18 protein-coding genes are annotated in these 18,135 nt (G+C 72.1%); 7 read left to right on the plus strand and 11 right to left on the minus strand.

What is annotated here, in order from left to right; genetic code table 11:
* Positions 1-12 precede the first annotated feature (12 nt).
* The 5 genes from LEP48_RS13275 to LEP48_RS13295 form a co-directional block, all read right to left on the minus strand.
* Positions 13-1,854, minus strand: a complete 1,842-nt coding sequence (locus LEP48_RS13275; protein ID WP_225566076.1) for an IS481 family transposase — start codon at positions 1,852-1,854, stop codon at positions 13-15.
* Between the two features lie 315 nt (positions 1,855-2,169).
* Positions 2,170-2,478: a type II toxin-antitoxin system TacA family antitoxin gene (locus LEP48_RS13280; protein WP_225566077.1), complete on the minus strand. Its 309-nt coding sequence runs from the start codon at positions 2,476-2,478 to the stop codon at positions 2,170-2,172.
* Between the two features lie 55 nt (positions 2,479-2,533).
* Entirely contained in the window at positions 2,534-3,046 is a 513-nt protein-coding gene (locus tag LEP48_RS13285; RefSeq protein WP_225566078.1) for a GNAT family N-acetyltransferase, read from the minus strand.
* A gap of 285 nt (positions 3,047-3,331) precedes the next feature.
* On the minus strand, positions 3,332-3,793 hold the full coding sequence (locus tag LEP48_RS13290) for a GNAT family N-acetyltransferase (protein ID WP_225566079.1): 462 nt from the start codon (positions 3,791-3,793) through the stop codon (positions 3,332-3,334).
* Between the two features lie 474 nt (positions 3,794-4,267).
* Entirely contained in the window at positions 4,268-4,882 is a 615-nt protein-coding gene (locus LEP48_RS13295; RefSeq protein WP_225566080.1) for a hypothetical protein, read from the minus strand.
* Positions 4,883-4,989: 107 nt separating this feature from the next.
* Here LEP48_RS13295 and LEP48_RS13300 point away from each other — a divergent pair, with 107 nt between their 5' ends.
* The 3 genes from LEP48_RS13300 (at position 4,990) to LEP48_RS18845 (ending at position 8,414) form a co-directional block, all read left to right on the plus strand.
* Positions 4,990-5,211 (plus strand): hypothetical protein, encoded by a 222-nt coding sequence (locus LEP48_RS13300; protein WP_225566081.1) that lies wholly within the window; start codon positions 4,990-4,992, stop codon positions 5,209-5,211.
* A gap of 596 nt (positions 5,212-5,807) precedes the next feature.
* Entirely contained in the window at positions 5,808-6,158 is a 351-nt protein-coding gene (locus tag LEP48_RS13305) for a hypothetical protein (RefSeq protein ID WP_225566082.1), read from the plus strand.
* Positions 6,159-6,239: 81 nt separating this feature from the next.
* Positions 6,240-8,414, plus strand: a complete 2,175-nt coding sequence (locus LEP48_RS18845; RefSeq protein ID WP_225566083.1) for an acyltransferase family protein — start codon at positions 6,240-6,242, stop codon at positions 8,412-8,414.
* Between the two features lie 7 nt (positions 8,415-8,421).
* Here LEP48_RS18845 and LEP48_RS13315 read toward each other — a convergent pair whose 3' ends face one another.
* Positions 8,422-9,486 (minus strand): serine hydrolase domain-containing protein, encoded by a 1,065-nt coding sequence (locus LEP48_RS13315; RefSeq protein WP_225566084.1) that lies wholly within the window; start codon positions 9,484-9,486, stop codon positions 8,422-8,424.
* 80 nt (positions 9,487-9,566) lie between these two features.
* On the opposite strand from LEP48_RS13315, the gene LEP48_RS13320 reads away from it, so the two are divergent.
* Positions 9,567-10,109: a PadR family transcriptional regulator gene (locus LEP48_RS13320; RefSeq protein ID WP_225566085.1), complete on the plus strand. Its 543-nt coding sequence runs from the start codon at positions 9,567-9,569 to the stop codon at positions 10,107-10,109.
* A gap of 8 nt (positions 10,110-10,117) precedes the next feature.
* Here the strand turns inward: LEP48_RS13320 and LEP48_RS13325 are convergent, their stop codons facing one another.
* Positions 10,118-11,422, minus strand: a complete 1,305-nt coding sequence (locus LEP48_RS13325) for a glycosyltransferase 87 family protein (protein WP_225566086.1) — start codon at positions 11,420-11,422, stop codon at positions 10,118-10,120.
* 244 nt (positions 11,423-11,666) lie between these two features.
* On the opposite strand from LEP48_RS13325, the gene LEP48_RS13330 reads away from it, so the two are divergent.
* The gene (locus tag LEP48_RS13330) at positions 11,667-12,989 is read left to right on the plus strand and encodes an Nramp family divalent metal transporter (RefSeq protein WP_225566187.1); all 1,323 of its coding nucleotides are present in this window, start codon (positions 11,667-11,669) and stop codon (positions 12,987-12,989) included.
* A gap of 23 nt (positions 12,990-13,012) precedes the next feature.
* On the opposite strand, the gene LEP48_RS13335 is transcribed toward LEP48_RS13330, so the two are convergent.
* Positions 13,013-13,492: an NUDIX hydrolase gene (locus LEP48_RS13335; RefSeq protein WP_225566087.1), complete on the minus strand. Its 480-nt coding sequence runs from the start codon at positions 13,490-13,492 to the stop codon at positions 13,013-13,015.
* A gap of 215 nt (positions 13,493-13,707) precedes the next feature.
* On the opposite strand from LEP48_RS13335, the gene LEP48_RS13340 reads away from it, so the two are divergent.
* Positions 13,708-14,952 (plus strand): acyl-CoA dehydrogenase family protein, encoded by a 1,245-nt coding sequence (locus LEP48_RS13340; RefSeq protein ID WP_225566088.1) that lies wholly within the window; start codon positions 13,708-13,710, stop codon positions 14,950-14,952.
* Between the two features lie 10 nt (positions 14,953-14,962).
* Here LEP48_RS13340 and LEP48_RS13345 read toward each other — a convergent pair whose 3' ends face one another.
* A complete protein-coding gene (locus tag LEP48_RS13345; protein ID WP_225566089.1) occupies positions 14,963-15,811 on the minus strand; it encodes a LysR family transcriptional regulator in 849 nt (282 codons plus the stop codon).
* Positions 15,812-15,903: 92 nt separating this feature from the next.
* Between LEP48_RS13345 and LEP48_RS13350 the strand changes: the two genes are divergently transcribed.
* Entirely contained in the window at positions 15,904-16,620 is a 717-nt protein-coding gene (locus tag LEP48_RS13350; RefSeq protein ID WP_225566090.1) for an SDR family oxidoreductase, read from the plus strand.
* Between the two features lie 86 nt (positions 16,621-16,706).
* Here the strand turns inward: LEP48_RS13350 and LEP48_RS13355 are convergent, their stop codons facing one another.
* Complete coding sequence (locus LEP48_RS13355) at positions 16,707-17,315, minus strand: histidine phosphatase family protein (RefSeq protein ID WP_225566091.1); 609 nt, start codon at positions 17,313-17,315, stop codon at positions 16,707-16,709.
* A gap of 37 nt (positions 17,316-17,352) precedes the next feature.
* Entirely contained in the window at positions 17,353-18,069 is a 717-nt protein-coding gene (locus LEP48_RS13360; protein ID WP_225566092.1) for a nicotinamide mononucleotide transporter family protein, read from the minus strand.
* Positions 18,070-18,135: the final 66 nt, after the last annotated feature.

Raw genomic sequence — 18,135 nt, forward strand, 5'->3', positions numbered from 1 at the left:
GTGAACGATGCCCTACGCCGTGCGCGGTCGTTGCCCCTTCATGCTGCGCACGGCGTTGTCGTTGGTCCGGCGCACGACTCGCGTGTCACCGTCGGGCAGCTCGATCGCCAGGGTCGCCTCGGCGGCGTGGACGGTGACGGTGGCGCCGGCGTGGATTCGTCCGAGCGGGACCTTCTGGCCCGCTACGGCGATGATGCCGGTGGCCGAGGCGCGCCGTTGCACGGTCACGGGCTCGACCGCGGGACGTGGCCGTTCACCGGTGGGCACGGCCTGTTGCAACGTGTATTGGTCGCCGGGTGAGAGCGTGTTCGGCCGGGTGCGCAAGATGGTGCGGGTGGCCGGGTCGAAGAAGATCAGCGGGGCGTGGTCCTCGATCCAGACCCCGACCCGCCGCCCGGCCAAGAGCTCGGCCACCGCCACGGCCTTGTTGCCCAGGGAGATGTTCCCCGTTCGGGCCACGGTCCGTTCGACCTCCACCACGCCCTCACGGGCCCGGGCGCGGGCGGCGGCGGGCGGGTCGCCGGCCGGCCAGGCGCCGCGGGCGGCCAGGACGTCCAGGTCGTTGACGGTGAGCCGGGACCGCAGCGTCTTGATCCGCTGGGCGCCGATGGACAGGTGCAGCCAGTCGCAGTCTGCCCAGACCCGCACGACCTGCCCGGACCGTTCCGGGCCGAGCCAGACCTGCTGCCGGCCCACGGTCATGTTCCCCGAGGCCGGCGCGACCTTGTCCAGCTCGACCGGCGCCCCCGAACCCGGCACCCGCCGTGGCCGGTCCGTAGCGACGATGACGGGCCCCTCCACCGCTGCAGTCACCTGGGCGTCTCCAGCGGCCGGTCCGGGCGCGATCTCGAGGGAGGGCGGCACCCACAACGGGAGCATGGCCTCGTCCTTTGTGGGTGTGAACCGGTCCGCAGGCATCACCGGCGCCTGCTCGTCCAGCGCCTGGTGGGGCCGTTCGGCGTTGTAGTGCGCCACCCACACGTCGACCGCCCCCTGCGCCTCGACCAGGGAGACGAACGGCCCCTGCTCGGAGATCTCGGGCCGGAACGTGCCGTGGAACCTCTCCACCTTCCCGTTCTGGTTCGGCGAGGCGGGCTGCGTGAGCCGGTGCGTGATCGCGTTGTTGCGGCAGATCTTGTCGAACAACGCCTCCCCGCCCTTGGCGAACCGGGCGGTGAACTGCTTGCCGTTGTCGGTGATCACTTCCTCGGGCACCCCGTAGGCCGCCAGCGCCTTCGCGAACGCGAGACACACCGCCCGCCCGGTGGCCCGCTCGACCACCTGTGCCATGACGCAGAACCGGGAGTGGTCGTCCACGCCGGTGACGATCTTCGCCTCCCGCAGCTCCCCGGTGACCGGGTTGACCAGCTCGATCCCGCCCACGATGTCGATGCCCCACAGCTGCATCGGTCCGGGCCGCTCGAACCGCACGAACGAGGACCGGGGCCGCTTGCGCGGGCGCGGCTTGACCAGCCCGTGCCGCAACAAGATCCGGTTGATCGTGGCAGTCGACGGCACCGCCGCCGCATCGAGCCCTTCGCCGGGATGCCACGGCGGATCCGCGCGCAGCAGCTCCAACCGGATCCGCCTGGCACCCCAGCGCGGGTGCTCGCGGCGCAGCTCGGCCACCGCCGCCTCGACCTCGTCTGGCGCCCGCGACGGGCTCAACATCGGCCGCGAGGACCGGTTCGCCAGCCCCGCCACCCCGCCCAAGAGATACCGGGCCACCCATGTATGGAGCGACTGCCGCGAGACCCCCACACCCCGCGCGACCTCGGCCACCGGTGCCCCGCTCAACACCGCCCGGACCGCGTCCAACCTTCGCTCGACGACCGACAACGCCACCACTGCCATTCCCGACCTCCCGCCCGACGATGCCCGCGAACATCGTCCGGCCAGAGCCCGCGATCACGGCGGATGTCAAGCAGGTCCTGATACACGAGTGTCAAGAAGGTCCCGAGACAGGACACGGTTCGGTTCGGCCCGTCGTGAAGACTTTCCTTACTGACTCAAGGCGCGGCTCCGCCTCGCTGGCCGGGGCGTCGCGCGGGCTCCCACGCTTCGCTCGCTCCGCTCGCTGCGCACCCCACCCGACACCCCGCCCCGAGACGACGAAGGGCGGCCCTGGATCAGTCCGGGGCCGCCCTCTGTTCATGCTCGGCTGATCGTTCAGTGCGAGGTCAGCTCCTGCTTGCCGTGCTGCGGCGTGTCCCGTCGGACCGCAGCGATGAGCGCGGCGAGCTCCGGGACGACGCGAGGCTCGGCCTCGAGGGCAGTGTCGACTTGGTCGAGCTCGCGCGGAGTGAGCTGGAGGACGCGGTCCCGGAGCAGGACCTCGCGGGCGTGCTCCATGGCGGCCCCGAGCACGAACGCGGACACGTCCTGCTGCTGGGCGGCAGCGGCCTCGCGGATGGTCGCGAGGGCATCGGGCGACAGGCGCATGTTCAGGCGTTCTGACCGCGCGTTGGCGGTGGGCATAGTGGCTCCTCGGATCTGTAGTGTACGTCTACTGTACGCACGTGGTGCGTACGGCTCAACTTGGTTCTGCTGAAGCGAACGTCGCGCGCAGGTCCTTGGTCGTGAGGAAGAGGCTGAGATCGTGGTCGAGGAACCGGCGGAAGCCGTGCTTGAGGTAGAAGCAGGCGGCGTCCTCGTGGAGCGCATGCACGACGACGATCTCGAAGCCGACGTTGTCGGCCGCTGCCAGCAGCCGCTGGAGGGCGTCGACGAGGAGCAGCTTGCAGACGCCTTGACCCTTGTAGTCGTTGTCGACCGCGAGCCGTGCAAGGAGCATCGCCGGCACGGGGTAGCGGAGTCTGCGTCCCATCGCTGACTCGCCGTCGGCCGCTGACAGCTCGAACGTGCGCATGGAGAAGTAGCCGGCGACGCGCTGAGCCTCCTCGTCGAGCAGCAAGGTCGTGCGGACGTTGTCCTTCTTCTCGCTCTGGCTGGCGTAGCGGGCGAGGCAGTCGTTGAGCTCCGGCTCTCCGCAGTCGAACGGATGGAGCTTGATGGCCGCCGAGGTGAACGGCCGCGCGATGAGCATCGTCGTTGGTGCCTTTCCGATCGCCAGGACTCGAGCGGTCGCCACCCCATGGCGAGGCGGTGACAGGGATGTGTGCAGGTGGGAGGCGCCGCCGTCGGGTAGCGCTGCTCTCTTGCGTTCCGGCCCCGCACCGACAGCCGAGCATCCGGCCGGCTCCGGCCCGCGTCAAGGGCGCCTGCGGCGGCGCTGTGCGATGGCCTGCGGCCACCCTTGACCCGGACCTCCGCCGACCTCCAGTGCTCCGCTATCGGCACGGCGCCTCCGAGTGTCCCGACCTCGAAGAGCTCACGTCGTCTGAGCAGTCACTTCCGCCTGTGAAGGAGGCCGAGTCAGGAACCGGTGCGTGTCGGTTTCGCCGGTGAGCTCGAAGCCGCATCGCTGATAGAGCCGGACGGCACCGAGGTTCGGCCGTAGCGTTCGCAAGCGGACCTCCCGGCCTCGAGCCTCGTCGACGACGCGAGCAATGATGCGCCCGCCGATCCCTCGGCCCTGGTGTTCCGGAAGGACGAAGAGCTCCTTGAGCCAGACGTGGCCGTCTCGGTGCTCCCAGCCGACGACGCCGACCGGCACGCCGTTCCCCATGACGATGTGGATGCCGCCTGCGTCGAAGGCACGCTCAGCCGCGGCGTCCTGTGTGGCGTCGTCCCACACGAACAGCTGCTCGATCGTCGAGCGATACGACTCGTGGTGTACTCGGACGAAGAAGGCGCGGTCCGATTCGCTCGCCGGTACGAGGTCAACGTCCACAGCGTGACCTTAGCCGGGATCCCACCTCTTACCCTCCGTCTTGCGGTGGCGATCTGCCTGATCGCGTGCAACTCCGTGCGACGAGTCGGGTCCTGAAACTGCAGGTCAGAGCGGGTTTCATGGCCGTCGGGGTGGTCGCGTCCGAAGACGCGAGCAAAGCCCACCGCAACCATCACAGCTCTGGCACACGCACCCCGACCGTGAATGGCGCCGCGCTCGGGCGGATGGCGGCCATCCCTCGTCCTTGCCCTGCGTCGGGTGGCGTGAGACGTTTCCATCCTGACTTGAGTCGCGGGTTCGCCGCGCGGCCGTCACGAGCGGGCTGGCCATTGGGCCCGGTGCTCCGGTCGCAAGTTCGCTGCGCGCACCTCACAGCTCCCCCCGCCTGCTCGCGCCATCCCCGTGTGACAGGGCTGGCCCCGTCGGCGAGGAAGGCCGAAAGCCTCGCGGGCCGCGAGATCGCAGCCTTTGCGCTTAGCGCTCGTGAGACTTGCTCTGTTCTTCGGACGAGTCACAGCGCAGGGCTCGCAGCATCGCGGAGACGTCGTTGTCCGGGTGTGCGGGGAGCCGTGAGTATCGTGGGGCAAGCGAGACGGCGTGGTGATCGTCGCTCATGTTGACCACATTCCAGTTCGTCGTGCCCACTCGAGCGGTGCCAAGCGAGAGCACTAAGTCGTTGCGCGCTGCTGACCATCGCGGCCCTGCCTCCTTCCGCCCACTCCATAGTTCAACGCGGTCCGCCAGGACGACCAGAGCGGCAGGGCTGCCGCCAGATGCATGGGGACCGGTCCGCTGGAGGCCGAGCTCGAGCCTGTCTGCCCTGGTTGGAGCGAGGGCTGCAGCAGGAAGCACCGTTAGTCCAGGGCGCATGCGGGAGACGTGTTCGGTCAGGCTTGTGACCTGGCCGGCCAGGGCGCTCACAACGAATGCGACAAGCGCCAGGCCGAGAACAACTGCCGTGGCAAGCCCGGCGATTTGGGGTAGTCCGACGGCATCGGCAAGTAGGACCATCAGCACCATGAGGGCCAGCACAGCCGTCAGCCCAGCCACGATGATGCGGTTCGCCGTCCAGAAGTAGTTCGATCGCACCGGGGTCTCCCTGTCGTGGGGTGCAAGTCGTGATGGCCGGGACCGTAGCGCTAGATCGGGCCACAAACTGAAGTACGACGGTGATATACACGGCCCGTGAGCTCGCCGTGGACTATCCGTCCCTCGACGCGCTGGACGAGCTCGACTCCGAAAATGAGGATTCTGAGGCGCGACTGACCGACTACAGCTTCGGCCACCGACTGTTCTACGGCGCTGGCTCGTGGAGCCTTGCCCGCGAACTCGCCGAGTCCTGGGAGAGGCTCGGGCGGGAACACGGCGTCGCGATCGCGTTCGTCAGCGATTCGCCGCTGCGCATCGTCCGGCCATAGCGCGCCTGGGCACGCGCGTGGCGGAGCCGTCTCCGCCACGCGGGTGGTCCCCAGCCCGATCAGTCGCCGCTGCCCCGGGTGGTCGTCCCACAAGATGACGCCCGCGGCGATCAGAAGCGTGGCCGAGGCGGCATCAGGGCCGCTACCCCACATCGCCGCCCACGGTGAGAAGAGGCCGATCACGACGTCGACGAAGATCGTCAGCCACAGCAACGACTGCCCCGCGAGGTGGCGATCGGCGGCGATGGCCCCGATGGCGGCGTTACTGGTCCGTCACCCAGGGAGGTGCCGCGAACGTCGGGGCTCCACTCGATGAGTCCGCACCAGCCGCCGAACGCCCAGACGAACAGTGGTCAGGGTGGGGGCGTCCAGCGGCATGCACGTCATCGCGGACGCTCGCGCTGTGGGTGCCACAGCCATGGTGGATCCCGACCGTCGACGGCCCCTTGGCCAGCTCGCCCGGGGCGGGGGCCCAGGTGCCGTCGATGTCTTCCCTGGTCGTACTGTATTTTTGACCGCCGATGCCCGACACCGGGCTGATAGACGTCGCCATCGTCGACGTCGCACCAGACTCGACCTCGGGAGACGATATCCCCATGCGATCGCGGCGCGTGGCCGACGCCTACGGCCAGGAGCAGGAGTCCTCGGAGGGGGACCACGGGCCGGGCCTGCTGCACGCGGGCGCGGTGGTCGGCATCCTGCTCATCCAGGCCGGGATCACGATGCTCGCGGTCAGCACGTGGTGGCGGCACGTGAGCCTCGTCCTCACCAGCCCGTCCGTGGGATCGGTGCTGTGGCACCTCGTGACGGGTGCGCTGCTGGTGGGAGTGGTCGGCACCGAGATCCGCGCACTGGTGCGGGGCCGCAAGCCGCCGATCGTGGTGGTCGCCGCCGGCACGGGTGCGATGGTCGTCGTCCTGCTGCTCGAGGCCTTCGGCCCGCGCTGACGGCCCGCGACGGGGTGGCGAGAGCTACCCCGGCACCCGGACGGGCGCATCGGGCGGCCCGCGGTGGCCTACCCTGCCTGGGTGCTTGGACGGGACTCGGACGTGACGCGCGCGGACCCGCGTGGGGCCCCCGCACGCCCTGAGGCCGCCCGGCAGTCGGGCGCGCGCACGGACATCCAGGGCCTGCGCGCCATCGCCGTGGCCGCGGTCGTCGCGTTCCACCTGTGGCCGGGCGCGGTCACCGGCGGGTACGTGGGCGTCGACGTCTTCTTCGTGATCTCGGGCTTCCTGATCACGAGCCACCTGCTGCGCACACCCGTCCGCGGCGTCGGGTCCCTCGCCCAGTTCTGGGCGCGGCGCATCCGCCGGCTCATCCCGGCGGCGAGCGTCGTGCTGTTCGTGACGCTGGTCGCCACGGTGATCTGGCTGCCCTCGACCACGTTCGGCGTCGTCACCCGCGAGGTGATCTCGGCGATCTTCTACGTCGAGAACTGGACCCTGGCGTCGTTCGAGACCAACTATCTCGCCGCCGACCAGCAGGAGTCGCCGGTCCAGCACTACTGGTCCCTCTCGATCGAGGAGCAGTTCTACATCGTGTGGCCCGTGGTCCTGGGCCTCACGGCGTTGGTCGCGCGCCACGTCGCACGCCGGCGGGGGGCGGACGGCGCGGCCGCCCGGTGGGTCCCGGCCGTCGTCATCGGCGCGATCGTCCTGGCGTCGCTCGCCTGGTCCGCGCACCTGACGTCCACGGACCCCTCGGCCGCGTACTTCGTGTCGACGACGCGCGCCTGGGAGCTCGCGCTCGGAGGGCTCCTCGCCGCCGTCGTCGCCGCGTGGCCCCGGCTGGACCTGGCCGCGTCGACGGCGGCACCGGCCGGCGCGGCGCGCGCCGCCACCGCCTGGCTCGGGCTGGCACTCGTCGCGTGGTCGGTGTTCCGGTTCGACGCGGCCACGTCGTTCCCCGGCGTCTCCGCCGTCGTGCCGACGCTCGGGACCGCCCTGGTGATCGGCGCGGCCGCCGACGGCGCGCGGTGGGGTCCGGGCGGGCTGCTCGCGCGGCGCCCGATGCAGTGGCTCGGCGACGTCTCCTACTCGACGTACCTGTGGCACTGGCCGCTGATCGTCATCGTGCCGTTCGCGATCGGCCGCCCGCTGGGCCTGGTCGACACGCTCGGCGTCCTCGCGGCGTCGCTGCTCCTGGCGGCGCTGTCCCAGCGGTACGTGGAGGACCGGCTGCGCTGGCACCCACGGCTCGCCCGGAGCGTCGGCGCGACGTTCGGCATGCTCCTTGCCTGCGTGGTGGTCGTCGGCGGTGCCGCGGCGGGCGTCCTGCTGTACGCGGACGCCTCCGAGCGTGCCGCGCAGGACCGGTTCGAGCAGTCGGTCGCCGAGCTGTCCCCGTGCATCGGGGCGGGCGTGGCGGGGGACCCGTCGTGCGCGGACCCGGACCTGTTCATGCCGCCCGCGGTGGCGGCCGACGACAAGCCGGCCCCCTACGCCGACGGCTGCTGGAACAACGAGCCGTTCACCTCGCGCCACACCTGTACGTACGGCGTCGGAGACCAGGCCGCGGACGACGGCGCGCGCGTCGCGCTGTTCGGCAACTCGCACGCCGGGCACTGGCTCCCGGCCATGCAGGACGCGCTGGAACCGAACGGCTGGCAGGTCACCACGTACCTCCAGTCGGTCTGTTACGCGGCGGACGAGCCCCTGGAGTTCGAGGCCGCCGAGTCGTCGCAGAACTGCCAGGACATCAACCGGTGGGCCATCGACTCCATCGTGGCCGGCGGGTACGACCTCGTCGTCATGTCGAACCGCACGAACCAGCCGCTCGCGGGCGTCCCGGCGGCGGACCAGGCCGCCGTCGCCCAGGCCGGGTACCAGCGCACGCTCGACGAGCTCACGCGCGCCGGCATCCGGGTGCTCGTGCTGCGCGACGTCCCCGCGATGCCGCAGAACGTGCCTGACTGCGTCGCGGAGCACGAGGACGACCCGGACGCGTGCGGTGCGCCACCGGCCGAGGCCATCGAGCCGGACCCGCTGGCCGAGGCGGCACGGGGCGACGACTCCGGGGCGGTGTCCCTCCTGGACGTCAACGACTTCCTGTGCGACGACGCGCTGTGCCGCCCCGTCGTGGGCGGGCTGATCGCCTACTTCGACCACGGCCACCTGACGGCGACGTTCGCGCGGACGCTGGCCCCCGACGTCACGGGCGCGATGCGCGAGGCGCTGGACGGCGTTCCCGCGCCGTCCTGAGTCGCGGTCACGGCGCGGCGGCGAGGAGCTGCGCGATGCGCGCGTGCGTCATGAAGCTCTGGTTCATGCGGCTGTAGGAGTGGAAGTTCAGCACCACGTGGGCGTCGTGCTGCGGGTAGAAGAACATGTGCGTGGCGAAGTGCCCGAGCCCGCCCACCGGCTCGGGCAGCCCGCGCAGGAACGGCGGGGTGAACTCGCCGAACCGGACGGTCACCATGCCGGCCCCGTAGTGGATGCCCCGACGACGGCGGTGTCGCGGCGCCGACATCCACGCCAGCGTCTCGGCGGAGACGAGCCGCCCGCCGTGCAGGGCGCGCTGGAAGGCCACCAGGTCGGCGGGCGGGGCCACGATGCCCCCGCCGGCCCAGTCGAGGCTCATGCTCAGCGCACGGCTCAGCTCGTGGCCGCCCAGCCAGAAGGGGGCGACGTCGAGCCCGGCGAGGTCGGCGGGCGTGCGGGCGTCGCTGTACGGGGTGGCGGCACGTTCCATCCCGGCGGGCGCGAAGACGCGTTCGCGCAGCCGGGAGCTGAACGACTGGCCGGTGGCCTCCTCGACGATGCGACCCAGCAGCACGAACACGGTGTCGCCGTACCGGAAACGATCGCCCGGCCGGCCGACGGCGGGCAGCCGCCGCGCCTCGTCGAGCAGGTCGGCCGGGGACCAGTAGCGGTCGGGATCGGCGGCCACGGTCCGCACGGAGCACCCGGTGCTCGTGCCTCGCGGTGGCTCGAAGTAGTCCGGCAGCCCACTGGTGTGCGTGAGCAGGTGCTCGACCGTGACGTCGGTGGCGGCGTCGACGCCCGGCGCGGCGGGGAGGCCGTCGACGTCGGCCGCCGGGAGCAGCTTGCCGAGCGGAGTGCCGACGTCGAACCGGCCCTCCTCGACGAGCATCGCGACGAGAGTCGCCGTCATGACCTTGCCGACGCTCGCCGCGTGGAACGGCCGTGCGCCGCCGTGCTCCAGCTCCAGCGCGGGCGAGATGACGAGCACCTGCGGGGCCGGTCTCGAGCTCCGCCGCCCCATCCGCTCCAGCGATGCCTGCAGCCTGCCGACCGCGTCCTGCCGCGCCATGGTGGTCTCCTCGCCTCGACAACCCTCATAGACATGTCTACTAGACATGTCTATGAGCGTCAACGGTCTAGGGTCGGGGCATGGCGTACGTGATCCTCGGTCTGCTCCACCTGTGGCCGCAGAGCCTGTACGACCTCGTCAAGAACTTCGAGGCCGGGGTCTCGCTCTTCTACAGCGCCAGCTCGGGCAGCATCAAGCGCGCGCTCGACGGCCTGCTCGAGCGCGGCGCCATCGAGGCGGACGACGGCGACGGCCCCCGGTCGCGCAAGGTGTACCGGGTGACCGCCGTCGGGCGGCGCGAGTTCCACGAGTGGATGACGGGCCCGCTCGCCGGCCCCGACGCCGAGGCGGCCGCGCTACCGCGGCTCTACTTCCTGGGGCTGTTGGCCGAGCCGGAGCGCGGGCCGGTGCTCGCCGGCATCCTCGCCCGGATCGACGCCGACCTGGCCCGGCTCACCGACCTCGCGACGCAGATCGAGGGCGTGGACGTGCCCGACGAGCTCCGGGACGTGTTCGTCTTCCAGCAGGCCACGCTCGACTACGGGATCACCTCGTACCGGCACTCCCTCGAGTGGTTCCGCGACCTCGCGCAGCGGCACGCCGACGGGTCGGCGCAGCGGTGACCTAGCGGCTACGCCACGGAACGTGTGGCGTCGTCCGCCGGGTGCGGGGCGCTCCGGCCGAGCTGGACCACGCGCCACACCGCGCCGACGAGCAGTGCGACGAGCGCGACGTTCCGCAACGCCTCGACGACGACGATCCACGGCACCGCCGTGAGGAACTCCCCGTACGCGACCGGGTAGACGAGGTAGGTCGCGTAGGCGACGAGCAGGGCGCCGACGGCGGGCGGGGCCCAGATCCGCCGATGGCCGGGGCCGGCCAGGGCGAGCGCCACCGCGAGGGGTGGCCCGATCCAGGCGACGAACTGCGGCGAGCCCACCTTGTTGAACACGATGAGGGACAGCAGCAGCGCCGCCGACCCCAGCAGGAGGACGTCCCCGCCGTGGTCGGGGCGGCGCCGCGAGGCCCGGAGCACGAGGCCGGCGATGACCAGCACGGCGACGGGCAGCAGCCAGTCCAGGACGCCCGCCACGCGCGCCGCGGCCTCGCCCTGGACCTCGTAGGTGTAGATGTCGTCGTTGTAGTCGATCTGCACGGACGGGTCCCACAGGCGGGCGACGCTGAACCAGGTGGCCGCGACGGACTCGGCCTGCAGCGTGCGGTCGCCCTGCTCGCCGAAGACGCTCAGGGCGCGGTCGCCCGCACCGCCGGTGAGCGCGAGCCCTACCGCCACCACGCTGACCGCGGCCCCGGGCAGCAGGACGGTGCGCCACAGGTCGCGGGTCGTGCGCCGGGTGGCGGCGAGGGCGACGACGACGGCGCCCGGCGCGATCTTGATCCAGGCGCCGACGGTCGCGATCGTGGTGGCCAGGGCCGGACGGCGGGCGGCGAGCACCAGGGCGACCAGGATCATCGGGGCGATCACGCCGTCGAGCCGGCCGAGGAAGATCGGCCCGAGGGCCACCAGGAACGCGAGCCACCACCAGGCGCCGACCAGGCCGCGTGGCGTGGACCGGACCAGCACGACCGTGGCGACGGCGTTCAGCGCGACGATCATCGCCGTCCACACGATCTCGTACCCCAGCACGTCCTGGGAGACCAGTGCCGGGAACGTGACGGGCACGAGCGCGCCGACGGGGTAGACCCAGTCGTAGTCGAGCACCGGCCACTGCCCGGTCGTCAGGCCGTGGCGCGCCCACCACTCGTAGAGCGTGACGTCGCCATAGATGGTGTAGGCCCAGCCGATCGCCGCTCGCACCACCCAGGCGTGCACGGCGACGAATCCCGCCAGGAGCAGCCACGGCGACCGCAGCACGGACCGCAGCACGCGACGCGCTGGGCGCGGGGTTCCGGTGGTCTCGGCGGCGGGAGGCACGCGCACATGCTGCCAGAAGCCCCGGCCATGTCGTCGGTGCGTGTGAGATGCGGGCGGCAGCGTCTATGGTTTCGGATATCCGAAACCATGCCCCATGGCGCCAGGAGGAGAACACGTGAGCCGCACCGGACCAGTGACGTCGGAGCACGGCGCCGTCCCGGGACCGTCCGGGGGAGCCCCTGCCGGGGGTCGTGCCGGCCGGGGTGCCCACGGGCGCGGGGCTCGGTCGGCGCGGCTCGTCACGCTGCTAGGCCCGGCGTTCGTGGCGGCCATCGCGTACGTCGACCCGGGCAACGTCGCGGCGAACCTCACGGCGGGCGCCCGGTACGGCTACCTGCTCGTCTGGGTGCTGGTCGCCGCGAACGCGATGGCGGTGCTGGTCCAGTACCTCTCGGCCAAGCTCGGGGTCGTCACCGGCCGGTCGCTGCCGGAGGTGCTGGGCGAGCGGATGTCCCGGCGGGGCCGCATCGCGTACTGGCTGCAGGCCGAGGCGGTCGCGATGGCGACCGACGTCGCGGAGGTCATCGGCGGAGCCATCGCGCTGCACCTGCTCTTCGGGGTGCCGCTGGTGCTCGGCGGCGTGATCACGGGCGTCGTGTCGATGCTCGTGCTGTCGCTGCAGCAGCGTCGTGGTCAGCGGGTCTTCGAGACCGTCGTGACGTCGATGCTCGCGATCCTCACGGTCGGGTTCTGCGCGGGGCTGTTCTTCGCGCCCCCGGACGTCGGTGCGCTCGTGGGCGGGCTGGTCCCGCGCCTGGACGGGCCGGAGTCGGTGCTTCTCGCGGCGTCGATGCTCGGCGCCACGGTGATGCCGCACGCGATCTACCTGCACTCCTCCCTCGCCCGTGACCGGGTGCGGCACGACGCTCGCATGCGGCAGCGGCACGTGCTCGCGACCGGGTCGGACGCTCCCGTCACGGGCGTCACGGGCGTCACGGGCGTCACGGGCGTCACGGGCGTCACGGGCGACGCGGTCGATCCCGGGCGCGACGGCGCGACGCCGCCGTCGACCTCGACCGTGCGCCGGTTGCTGGTGGCGACGCGCTGGGACGTGGTTGCGGCCCTCGTGCTGGCGGGCGGGGTGAACATCGCGATGCTGCTGCTCGCCGCGGCGAACCTGCCCGGCCGCACGGGCACGGACACGATCGAGGGCGCGCACGCCGCGATCTCCGCCTCGCTGGGGCCCGCCGTGGCGGTCCTGTTCGGCATCGGGCTGCTCGCGTCCGGGCTGGCGTCGACGTCGGTCGGGGCGTACGCCGGCGCCGAGATCATGTCCGGGCTGCTCCGCGTGCGGGTGTCGCTGACGGCGCGACGCCTCGTCACGCTGGTCCCGGCGATCGTGCTGCTCGCGACCGGCATCTCGCCCACCTGGCTGCTGGTGGTGAGCCAGGTGGTGCTGAGCTTCGGCATCCCGTTCGCGATGATCCCGCTGGTGCGCCTCACCCGGGAGGCGGAGCTGCTCGGGTCGTTCCGCAACCGCTCGGTCACGCAGCTGATCGCGTGGGCGATCGCCGCGGTCATCGTGGCGCTGAACGTCGTGCTGCTCTGGTTGACGTTCACTGCCTGACGGGCGCGCCCGCTGCTCGACGCCTACCCGGCGACGGCGGTCTCGAGGCGGTCGACGAGCGCGGCCTGCGCTCTCACGACGAGGCGGCGTGCGTCGTCCGGCGCGAACCATGCGACGCGGTCGATCTCGGGGACCTCGAGGCGCCGCCCGGAGCGCGGCGGCCACTCGATCTCGACGGTGTTGCTGCGCACCTGGTCGAGGTCGGGCCCGGGCAGGGGCCACTCGCGCGCCCAGGCGAGCACGCGCTTGCCGGACTTCTGGCGCACCTCGCCGAGGTCGACGTCGGGGGACGGGGGTGTCGGCAGCGGCAGGCCGAGCTCCTCGCCGGCCTCGCGGACGGCAGCGGCGTGCGGGTCCTCGTCCGGGTCGAGCTCACCCTTGAGCACCGTCCACGCGCCGGCGTCCTTGCGTGTCCAGAAGGGTCCGCCCATGTGTCCGAGCAGCACCTCGAGCCCGTCGGTTGTCGTCCGGTAGAACAGCAGGCCCGCGCTCGTCGTCGCCATGCACCCAGTGTGGGCGGACGGTCCGACACCGGCGCGCTCGTGCCTGCCTGACGGCGTCCGAGAGGTTGATACGGAGTCTCGTTTGACGTGAGACCCCGTCGCGGTGGACGATGGACGCAGGACGGCGCCGTCGCTGCCACCAGCCTCGCGTCGGCGCCGTCCGCTGTTCTCCACCGGGCCCGAGCCGGACCCCCGCGCAGAGAGTGAGGTCGTCGATGACCCGCAACGCCCCCGTCATGCCTGGCGTGACCGCCCCCGACTACGACCTGTCGGCGCCGCTCGACCTGGACTACGTCGGCGCCTTCGCCGACGTGACACCCGCGGAGCGGGAGCACCAGCTCGCCGTCCGCGCGTTCGTCCAGGAGCACGTGCTCCCCGTCATCGACGGCTACTGGGAGCGTGCCGAGGTCCCGTTCGACCTCGTCAAGAAGCTCGCCGAGCTCGACTTCCTGCGCGACGGCGTCGACGTGCCCGGCCGCCCGAAGGTGTCCTTCATGGCCGAGGGCCTCGCCAGCATGGAGATGTCGCGCGGAGACGGCTCGGTCGCCACCATCTGCGGCGTCCAGGGCGGCCTCGCGCTGCGCTCCATCGTCATGCACGGCTCGCCCGAGCAGATCGAGAAGTACGCCGAGCCCATGGCGCGCGGGGAGATCCTCGGCGCCTTCGCGCTCACCGAGCCCACCCACGGCTCGGACTCCGTCTCCCTCGAGACGACGGCCCGCAAGGAGACCCGCGACGGGGTCGAGGGGTACGTCATCGACGGCGAGAAGAAGTGGATCGGCTTCGGCTCCTGCGGCGACATCTCCGTGGTCTGGGCCCGCCTGGTGGGTGAGGACGGCGACAACCAGGTCCACGGCTTCATCGTCCCGCAGGACGCTCCGGGGTACGACGCCACCACGATCGAGGGCAAGCTGTCGCTGCGCGCCATCACGCAGGCGCACATCGTGCTCACCGACGTCTTCGTCCCCGCGGACGCGGCGCTGCCGCGCGCGACGTCGTTCGCCGCGACGGCCGCGGTCCTGTTCGCCACCCGCCTCGCGGTGGCCTGGTCGGCCGTCGGGCACGCCGTCGCCTGCTACGAGGCCGCGGTGGCGTACTCGAAGCAGCGCATCCAGTTCGGCAAGCCGTTGGCCGCCAAGCAGATGGTGCAGGAGCGCCTGACCCGCATGCTGTCGCTCGTCACGCAGATGCAGCTGCTGGTCGCGCAGACCACCCGCCTCGCCGACGCCGGCGCGCTCACCGGCGAACAGGCGTCGCTCGCCAAGTACACGACCACGCGGCAGGCCCGCGAGGTCGCGTCCATCGCCCGCGACATGCTCGGCGGCAACGGCATCCTGCTCACGAACCGCGTCGCGCGGCACTTCGCGGACGTCGAGGCGCTCCACACCTACGAGGGCACCGAGTCGATGCAGGCGCTCATCGTGGGCCGCGACATCACCGGGGTGTCGGCCTTCGCCTGAGACACGCCTCTCACAGCTCGGTCGCGGTCTCGCGCAACGCGTCGAGAGCGGCGGAGCGGGTGTGCGGTGGCCACGCGAGGACGGTCGTCACCTTCGGTGCGTCGGTCACGGGGACGGCGGCGTGCTGCGGCCACTGCCACGCGCGGCTGGAGGCAGGGATGACCAGGAGGGCGCGGCCCAGGGCCACCAGCTGTGCGATCTGGGACTGCGTCCTCACCCCGGGTCCCGGTCCGTCGGGATAGGTCCAGTCGGGCCGCGGCCAGCGCGCCATCGGCAGGTCGGCGACGTGCGCGATCTCGGAGGTCGTCACCTGGTCCCGGGAGGCGAGCGGGTGCGCCGCGGGAACGATCGCCACCTGGCCCTCCGTCAGCAGGTCCTGCGTCGCCAGCCCCGCGAGGTCGTCGACCGGCCGGTGCATCAGTGCCACGTCGGCCGCCCCGGCACGGAGGATGCCCGCCTGCTCGCCCACCTCGCACAGGAGCACGTCGACCGGTACGGCGTCCGGAGCGCGCGAGAAGGCGTCGAGCAGGGACTGCAGCAGGTCGGACGAGGCCCCGGCCTTGGTCACGAGCGTGATCGCCCGCGCCGGGTCGGCTGCTCGCCGGGTGCGTCGCGCCGCCGCCTCGACGGCGGCCAGCGCCGGCCCCGCCTCGCGACGCAGCACCTTGCCCGCCTCCGTGAGAGCGACACCCCTGCGGTCGCGGTCGAACAGCCGCACCCCGAGCCGTCGTTCGAGCTGACGCACCGCCCGCGACAGCGGGGGCTGAGCGATCCCCAGCCTCTCGGCCGCCCGCCCGAAGTGCAGCTCGTCGGCCACCGCCGTGAAGTAGCGCAGCTCACGCGTCTCGAGACCGTCCATGATGCGAGCCTACGCAGTGATACCCGCCAGGTATCACAGGCGACCCGATCGGTCTTGGACGGGTCAGGCACGCGCCGTCGAACATGTCTCGTATGGAAGAGAAGAAGGTCGCCCTCGTCACGGGCGCCAACAAGGGAATCGGGTTCGCCGTCGCCCGCGGTCTGGGCACCGAAGGGTTCCGGGTCGCCGTCGGCGCCCGCGACGACGCGCGACGGGACGCCGCCGTCGAGAAGCTCCGCGCGGACGGCGTGGACGCGTTCGGTGTGGCGCTCGACGTCACGTCCGACCGGAGCGTGGCCGCGGCGGCGCAAGCGATCGATGCCGAGGCGGGGCGGCTCGACGTCCTCGTGAACAACGCCGGGATCTCCGGGCGGTTCGACGGCGGCGCCCAGGACCCGACGACGCTCGACCTCGACGTCCTGCGCACCGTGCTGGACACGAACGTCCTCGGCGTCGTCCGCGTGACCAACGCGATGCTCCCGCTGCTCGAGCGGTCCCGTGCACCCAGGATCGTCAACATGTCCAGCGACATGGGCTCGCTGGAGCTGCACACCGGCCCGATCCTGGCCACCTACGCGTCGTCGAAGACGATGGTCAACGCGCTGACGGTCCAGTACGCGCGCCGACTGGCCGACGGCCCCGTCGTCGTCAACTCCGCGTGCCCGGGCTACGTCGCCACCGACTTCACCGGCCACGCCGGCCCGCGCACCCCCGAGCAGGGCGCCGCGATCGCGATCCGGCTGGCCTGCCTGCCCGACGACGGCCCGCGGGGCGGGTTCTTCAACGAGGCGGGCCTCGTCCCGTGGTGACGACCGTCCCGTGGTGACGACCGTCCGCTGGTGGCGCCGGCACGGCGAGGTTCCGGTGCGCGGCCCTCAGGGGCCGAGCGACCGGGTCAGGCGAGGTCGTACTCGAGGTGCAGGACGTCGGGGAACGACAGCTCGTCCCACGCGCGGGCGGCCGGCGCGCCGGGGTCCACTCGGCCGATCGACACGAGCCACGCCGTCAGGACCATGCCGTGCGTGCCGATCACCAGCGTGCGCGTCCCCGTGGCGTCGGCACCGCCCGCGCGGGCGTGGGCGCGCACCGCGGCGTCGAACCGGAAGGCGGCGACGTCGGGCGGTTCCCAGCCGGCGTGCCGACCGTCGAGGGTCCCCTCTACCCAGGCTCGCCGCGCCTGGCGGAACGAGGTGTCGAACGGCTCTCCCGGGCGCGCCACCTCGTCGAACCGGGCGTCCGTGGCGACGGACCGGGTGCCGAGCGCCAGGCAGAGCGTCTCGATCGACTTCGGCTCGGTGCTCGCGACGGCCAGGCTCGAGGCAGGGAGCACGCCCAGCAGGCCGCCGGGCACGCCCTCGGGAGGGGGATCCGGGACATCCCGACGGCTCGCAGCCGGCCCGAGCCGTGCGCTCGCCACCCGCCCCTCGGACGAGAGGGGCCACGACCGTGCGGGCACGGCCGCCGACACCTCGGGGGCGCCATGGCGGACCAGGACGATCTGCACCGTCCCAGTATGGGCGGCCACGTCGTGACCGGCCCGGTCAGATGGCGGCGTCGCGCGCCAGGTCGCCCGACGCGCGCTCGCGCCGGTGGATGCGCCACCAGACGAAGAAGCCGACCAGCGTGAACACCCCGTAGAACACGTACATGAGCGCGGTCGCCCAGTAGTCGGCGGCGAGGAGCAGGGGCACGCCGACGATGTCGACCGCGACCCAGACCAGCCAGAACTCGACCCACCCCTTGGCCATGCCGTAGGTGGCGATCAGCGAGCCCATGAAGATCCAGGCGTCGGCCCACACGGGCTCGAACGAGCCGAGGGCGCGGAACAGCGGGGTCAGCAGCAGCGTGCCCGCGGCCATCGCCACGACGATGCCGGCCCGCTGGCGCCACGACGCCCAGTGCGGGTGCACCCCGACGCCACCGTCGGCCGGGATCTTGCCGTCGGCGCGCACCTCGAGCGCGGCGCGCCGCGTCTGGCGCCACTGCACCCACCCGTACACGGAGACGATCAGGAACATCACCTGGCGGCCGGCCTGGCCGAGCATGTCCGCACGCCCGGCGTCGCCGAACCAGGAGCCCATGAAGACGGTGAAGAGCACCAGGTTGCCCACGATGCCGATCGGCCACGCCCACACCTTGCGCCGCATGCCGCCCAGCGCGGAGGTCAGGCCAAAGGCGTTGCCGATGATCTCGCGCCACAGCAGATGCTGGTCGCCGATGGTCAGTGTGGCGTCGAAAAGGGCGCTGATGGCGTCCATCGGATCCTCTCCCGGTCGGGCGTACCGACTCCGGGGGGACGGGCGTGGGTCGCCGAGGCCGGCCCC

The sequence above is a fragment of the Isoptericola luteus genome (genome assembly GCF_020297055.1).
Lineage (GTDB): Bacteria > Actinomycetota > Actinomycetes > Actinomycetales > Cellulomonadaceae > Isoptericola > Isoptericola luteus.